Genomic DNA, 6,569 nt, shown 5'->3' with positions numbered 1-6,569 from the left:
CAAAATTAAAGGGTATGAGCCCAGTACAATACCGGGCTCATACCCTAGAGGCTGCCTAATGAAACGACCTGTCTAACTTTCGGGGGTCACTTCACATATAGGAGTGGCTTTTTTGTTTTTTGTTCATATTTAATTGTTTTATGAATCTTCGTGTATTTAACATATCAAATTATGTTGTGTAGAATGATGCTTGTTGTTTATTACGTTACAACAAGCTTTTTTATTTGTAAACAATGAAATCAAAACTTTAAATTAAACATGAGTAGAAATTTATATAAATCAAGTTTAATATTTTAACCATTTCCAAATACGTTCTAGTAAATTTAAATTGGGTGAAAAAATCAATGACAGCTGTTGGCTGTTCTTTCTTAGGAACGGCTTGGATAACTTCGCATGATGAATACGAGCATTATCCAATACCATGATAATGTGTTTTTTGAGGTTTTCTTTTACAATATATTGTAGAATATCTTGAAAGGTAATCGCATTACAAGCAGTAGTCTCTATACAATGTAAATGTCTATTTGACAGATTTACTGCACCAAATAACGTGACACTTGCATGTTGCATGGCCGCCATATGTAGGAATTTGTTTACCACGAAGAAACCAAGAAGTATGTAGAGCTTGATAATCAATCACGTATATGTGTTTCATCTTCATAGAATAGTCTCATATCGCTTCTGTTGCAAAGTTTTTGGAGCTAGACTGTAGAAAAAATGAGACGAGGAGCATAACATATGGGATATTTTAAAGAAAAACAATTCGAGAGAGACATTATCTTGGTAGCCGTCGGCTATTATTGTCGTTTTTCTTTAAGTTATCGTGATGTTTCTGAAATCTTGAAAGAACGTGGTATATCTGTTCATCCTACGACCATTATGCGTTGGATTCATGAATATGACAATTTGATTTATCAAATCTGGAAAAAGAAAAACAAAACGACGCTTTGTCAAATCTTCTGGATTCCAAAGTATCCGTCATGCTTCTCGTACCATAAAAGGGATTGAAACGATTCAGGCTAGATATAAACAGAGACGAAGTCTTGAATGAGACTCCGTCTTTTCGGCGTATAATGAACTACAAAAATTAGTAGCGGTTGCTTAAACCCAAATGCCACTTTATAATCCGTTCTCTATTTTTTTAACTTTGCAACAGAACCTGTTTTTTCATACTAATCACACATCTTATTATTTTGGGGAATCCCCTATTTGTACACTGGATAAGGACAAATTACAACTATCTAACGATAAATATAAAAATTAAAATAATGATACAGTGTATCTCCAGATGGAATGAACCAAACCCGATCGATGATTTAGAGCGAAAAGTAATGAAGCACTTTTACAAAATATCAACATAATCGTAATCCTTTGATGGAATATTTATGTATTATGAATATTTTTGCATCATCATTGAGAAAAATGTAGGGAGGATTACCTTTACAAAGCTGAAGGTGTTATTGAAAGACCAAAACATTCTTAAAAATTCCATTTTTTAGAAAGGAGTGTACCTAATAACTATATTAGGAATTTATAAACCATGCTACTATCACGACAAATCGACTTATTATCCATATTAATTGAGGATAAACATTGGCATACTTTTTCGGAAATTGCTCAAAAGATACATTGCTCCTCAAAAACCGTGCAACGTGATTTACAGGTGATAAAAGATGTATTGCCTGTAAATTGGAGAATCGACATTTGTAAAGGAAAAGGGGCCGTACTGTATAAACCTCCAGGCAGCTCTCGGAGGGAATTAGATTTTCTATGTAGGAGAGGGGAGATCACATTTCAAATCATAGATATTCTTTTTCGAAGTCCTCCCCTTACTGTTACTGAATTATCTTCTAAGTTATATATTCCAGTGACATCACTATATGCCCATCTAAAAAAGGTAGACCAATATCTACAACGGTTTGGATTACGGCTAAAGCGAAAGCCCCTTTCTATCCAAGGAGAATCTGCAAATTTGATTTTTATGTATCAAGAATTCTATACGTCTTCATATGGAGATCATGAATGGGCTTTTCAGCAACTGGCAGAAAGAGATATGGAACAATATATATTGAATATCGAAAAAAAATTAAATATTTTCTTTTATCCAATGTATAAAAGAAAATTAATGTATATGTTAGCCATTCTCCTCGAACATAAAAAGAAAAAAAACACTATCCAATTAGATGAAACTTTTATGAATAGGATGATTGATACACCTTTTTATCAGAATATTTCAGAACTAAACTCTTCTATAGGAACTCAATATTTTTTGAATAAAGAAGAAATAGCTCTCTTAGTGATTGCAATTAATTGCTCAAAATATATAAACGAAAATTTAAATACGTATAAACAGGAAGTATTAGAGTATTTTCAAACAGGCACCAGCACAATATGTAAATATATAAAAGAATTTATCCTTCAATTAGAGAATAATTTTCATATATCGTTACTTAATAACGATGAATTCATTTTTGCTATTTTAGAATACCTTAAGTATATTTTGTCCAAATATCGTTTTTTACCTCGGTTTGATTGTCCTGTGAACAAGACTACGCTATACATTAAGAATCAACATAGGGATACTTTTGTAAAAGTTTGGAGCATTTACCGTGAGTGGGTTGAACAATATAAGATTCAGACCTCTATTTCTGATGAGGAAATAGCTACCCTAACACTGCACTTGGAAGGGGCTTTTATGTTGGCCCATACACGGACTGTTAAGGTATTATTATTAATTGAGGATGGGATAAAATGGGAATCTTATATAAAAGGTATTTTACATGCTGTTTTTAATTCCATATTTCATTTTGTTCAAGCTGATATACAAGATATTAGAATGTATGATTATTCAAAATTAGATATAGATGTAATCATTACCACTTTTCTCAGTGTACAATCATCGGTTCCTATTGTGCGAATATCTACTATACCTACAAATCGAGAATTACACGATATAAGGGCATTTATATATAAAAATTAAATTGAAACAGGAATATGATATACAATAAAACCAAGCATACCTATAACGTTGTTCTCCATTCTGGTACAAAAACTATAAAACCTGTGCAATGAGTCTTAAAATTTCGGACATACTGATACGATTACTCTACAAAAGGGATTTGATCAGTATGAAAAAGAAAAATTTGTTTAAATGGAAGCATTATCAACCAGATATTATTGTATTAACAATACGTTGATACCTATGGTACACAGGCTGTGGAGAAAGTTCTTTTACATTCTATTTTTCATGTTCACTGTCTTTGTAGGTCTGTTATGATGAAAGAAAAGGATAAGAGGGGCGAGACCTTATGATGGGGGAACAAAAAAATCATAGAGAAGAACGTGTTACGATATCTGTAGAAGAGTTAGTGCTGAAGAAAGACTTCGTCCTTATTATTGTGAAAATAATGGTGGCCCTTCTATTCATCCTATTACTTTATTCAAAATGATGTTTATCGGTTATTTTTATGGTATTCGTTCCGAACGACAACTTGAAAAAAGAAATTCAAACGAATATCGAATATCTTTGGTTTTTGGGGTTCTTTTTATCCGCCCCCATTCCAGATCAATCGACTATGAGTTGGAATCGCCGTACCCGATTTTTATACATACAAATATTTTTCAAGAGATTTTAGATGAAATTTTACACCAAGTTATGGAGCATCGTATGATAGGTGGACGAGCTCTGCTGAAAGATTCTACTTATATCAAGGCAAAATGCGAATAAAATTAAATTGATCAAGCAAGTTCAGCAAGTACATCCACTAGAAACGACTATAATAGCGGACCGTATTTAACAAGGAAAAAGGCACTTGTACAACGAAAGGAAGATGATGCAAAATACAATATTATTACAGATCCCTATATTACGGCTGGAAATGTGACAGATTCCGAGCCGTATTTAGCACGTCTGCAAGAACAAATTAATAAATTTGGTTTTCAAGTAGAAGTGGTTGCTTTAGATGTGGGGTATTGTAACAATTATATTTGTAAAAAGCTAACGGAATAACGGATTTTTATGGTGATGGGTTATCGACGTTTCGGAAAATCAAAACAAGAAGTACCTGGAAGGTTCTTTCAATATGTCAAACAAATCGATAAATTTGCTTGCCCAATGGGGTGTATTCTCACATATTGTACAACGGATCGTGAAAGGCAAAGACAATACAAATCTAGCAGACGGTGCAGTCTGTCCACTTCGTTCAGGTTATTTTTCAGCAAATCAAACATGTCGAAGAATCACTCGAAATGTTTGGGAAGAATACAAAGCACTCGCTTTTGTGAATAAACGAACGAGTGCTGGAATACGTTTATATAAATTACGCAGTTCAACCAGTGAACGAAGCTTTGTGGATGCCAAAGAACTACATGGCTACCAGTATGCTCGTTTCTGAGGGCGGGAGTCTGTCCAAATACAGGCGTATCTTACAGCGTATTACCAAAATAAAGAAATAAATTGTTCTTCACCCAGCTAAAAAAACGGGTAAAGAGCGATTTCTTTAATTTTACATTCATACATGTCATATTTTGTCATGTATCCTATAAAAAAGTCATGTGTTCAGGGGTTTTTTCAACACTCTGGAGGACCTTTGCTCCTTGCTTTTGAAAAGGTACATAACCTAGTTCATCTAAAATTAATAAATCACAGGCTTCAATTTGCTTCTTGATACGGGTTAAAACGCATAGTTAAGAAGACTGAGTTCAATATTCGTATGGACTTAGGTTCTTTATTTGAGAAGGGAAGGGATAGAGTAGGTCTTCTCATGCAGATAGTTTTGTCAATATCAAAGAATCATTTATCACAGGACTTATTCTTATGTTTTACAGTTTGAATTTAATGCTACTATAAGAATGGCCCAAAATACATTATATACACAGATATTTTGAATAACATCTTTGGAGGAGCTATACTATGATAAAATTAAAAATAAAATTCGAGAAAATCATCCCGATAACAATACTATTAGCGGCTACGCTAACATTTGCGCCCCTTTCTTCTTTTGCAGTTGAACTAGACAGTTCTTTTACAGAAGAAGAGTCTATGCAGCATGCTCTTGACTGGGCAGTTTTGGGTCTTTAATAGTAGTTCTAGTGCAAATATAATAAGATATAATCTGAAATCTTGAAAGAACGTGGTATATTTGTTCATCCTACGACCATTATGCGTTGGGTTCATGAATATGGCAATTTGATTTATCAAATCTGGAAAAAGAAAAACACAACGACACAACCTGTTTGGCATTTAGATGAGACTTACATTAAAGTTAAAGAGGAGTGATGCTATCTTTATCGTGCCATTGATGGAGATGGACATACTTTGGATATTCAACTTCGTAGAACTCGTGATCATCAAGCGGCTTATATGTTTATGAAGCGACTTGTCAAAGCTTTTGGAGAACCGTCGGTTCTTACGACAGACAAGGCCCCCAGCTTTGCTTTGTGCATTCAAAAAATTGAAGAAAGACGATTATTATACACATACCAAATATCGTAATAATCTTATTGAACAAGATCGTCGACATGTAAAACGATGCTTTGCCAAATATGATAGTAAAAATACAACGTTTTCCAGTTGTTTGGGAAGTCACTTGGTAGATTGCGCCATTGGCAGCCTGTGGTAAGTACGTATAATACGCCGCAGAATACCTCATATAAATCAACTGTACGTGGACGCGTCCTTTTACGTGCGTTTTCTAAATCTTCTCCAATGAGTTCAAACTGTTCATGTGCAATGTTACGTGTATAATTATGTATCATAGAAAATACCCTTTTTGTACAGATTATACCATAAATTCTAAATGTTGTTCACGATTCTTTATACAGCAAGCTTTCCAAGGAAGCACTTCATGCTTAAAACTTATACTTTTTTATCTTGTTAAAAAGAATATTGAAATTAATGGATTAAAATCAGGATCTGATAGTCCTGATTAATACAAAAATGACGCTACAATTCATATTTTGAATTATAGCGTCGTTTTTGTATTATTATTTTTTAATCTGTACAAAAATCCGAAGGATTTTCAGTGGCTTCATTTTTCATTAAATCGTTTATTTAAGCCTTCGGGGCTCAGTAAAGTCCCTGTAGCTGCGTGAAGCCTACTACACAATTGGACTAAAGGATCACTGAGCACTCTTTGGCTGATTCAAATACAAATGGTAGCTAAATCTGATCCCGAAAATTTGCGTTTTTTCTTTACAAACTTCATCTCTCTTGCCAGTTCTTCCTAAAAAATTAAGTGTGATATAGCGCTGCAATTCTTCTGCAAATGGTTGTAGCGCTTCTTGAATCGAAAGATTCATAAAAAACGTCAACCTTTCTCATAGATATAAAAAAGAATAAAGTTTTTTTGTACTTGGGGATTGATAGGCATATATGGTGAGGCCTATACAATAAAACAGTTTTTATTCGCTAGCTTTCATTACTTCAAAAGGTGTTTGTTTATCATCCAACGGTATCCTGAATCTACCATTATCACGATCATATACATACCGATAATTTATTGACTCTATCCAAGCCTTTTCTTCATTTTTTCCTTTATATTCATCAAAAAAGCACTTCATCCAATTTA

General features: G+C 33.6%; 3 protein-coding genes and 7 pseudogenes. 6 read left to right on the top strand and 4 right to left on the bottom strand.

Going from position 1 to position 6,569, the window contains the following annotated elements:
• Positions 1-285: 285 nt before the first annotated feature.
• Positions 286-570: a transposase gene (locus tag F3I02_RS34975; protein WP_374058656.1), complete on the bottom strand. Its 285-nt coding sequence runs from the start codon at positions 568-570 to the stop codon at positions 286-288.
• 168 nt (positions 571-738) lie between these two features.
• Between F3I02_RS34975 and F3I02_RS19330 the strand changes: the two are divergent.
• The 4 genes and pseudogenes from F3I02_RS19330 to F3I02_RS35150 all read left to right on the top strand — a co-directional run.
• A pseudogene (locus F3I02_RS19330) lies at positions 739-939 on the top strand (IS6 family transposase); the annotation flags it as partial.
• 601 nt (positions 940-1,540) lie between these two features.
• Positions 1,541-2,980 carry a BglG family transcription antiterminator gene (locus F3I02_RS19325; protein WP_196478067.1) on the top strand — a complete coding sequence of 480 codons (1,440 nt, stop codon included), beginning with the start codon at positions 1,541-1,543 and terminating at the stop codon, positions 2,978-2,980.
• 139 nt (positions 2,981-3,119) lie between these two features.
• Positions 3,120-3,194: pseudogene (locus F3I02_RS34970) on the top strand (IS6 family transposase); the annotation flags it as partial.
• 114 nt (positions 3,195-3,308) lie between these two features.
• Positions 3,309-4,391: pseudogene (locus F3I02_RS35150) on the top strand (transposase); the annotation flags it as partial.
• Positions 4,392-4,581: 190 nt separating this feature from the next.
• Here F3I02_RS35150 and F3I02_RS34040 read toward each other — a convergent pair.
• Positions 4,582-4,677: pseudogene (locus tag F3I02_RS34040) on the bottom strand (ATP-binding protein); the annotation flags it as partial.
• Positions 4,678-4,912: 235 nt separating this feature from the next.
• Here F3I02_RS34040 and F3I02_RS19315 point away from each other — a divergent pair.
• Positions 4,913-5,080: a hypothetical protein gene (locus tag F3I02_RS19315; RefSeq protein ID WP_196478068.1), complete on the top strand. Its 168-nt coding sequence runs from the start codon at positions 4,913-4,915 to the stop codon at positions 5,078-5,080.
• Positions 5,081-5,113: 33 nt separating this feature from the next.
• Positions 5,114-5,543, top strand: a pseudogene (locus F3I02_RS19310) (IS6 family transposase); the annotation flags it as partial.
• Here the strand turns inward: F3I02_RS19310 and F3I02_RS19305 are convergent.
• Together F3I02_RS19305 and F3I02_RS19300 are read right to left on the bottom strand one after the other, a co-directional pair.
• Positions 5,539-5,757: pseudogene (locus F3I02_RS19305) on the bottom strand (transposase); the annotation flags it as partial. The pseudogenes F3I02_RS19310 and F3I02_RS19305 overlap by 5 nt on opposite strands.
• A gap of 275 nt (positions 5,758-6,032) precedes the next feature.
• Positions 6,033-6,300, bottom strand: a pseudogene (locus F3I02_RS19300) (IS4 family transposase); the annotation flags it as partial.
• Positions 6,301-6,569 lie beyond the last annotated feature (269 nt).

The sequence above is a fragment of the Bacillus sp. SRB3LM genome (assembly GCF_015712745.1).
GTDB lineage: Bacteria > Bacillota > Bacilli > Bacillales > Bacillaceae_G > Bacillus_A > Bacillus_A thuringiensis_K.
The sequence above is the reverse complement of the archived record's forward strand: the minus strand, read 5'-3'. Positions and strand labels throughout refer to the sequence as shown.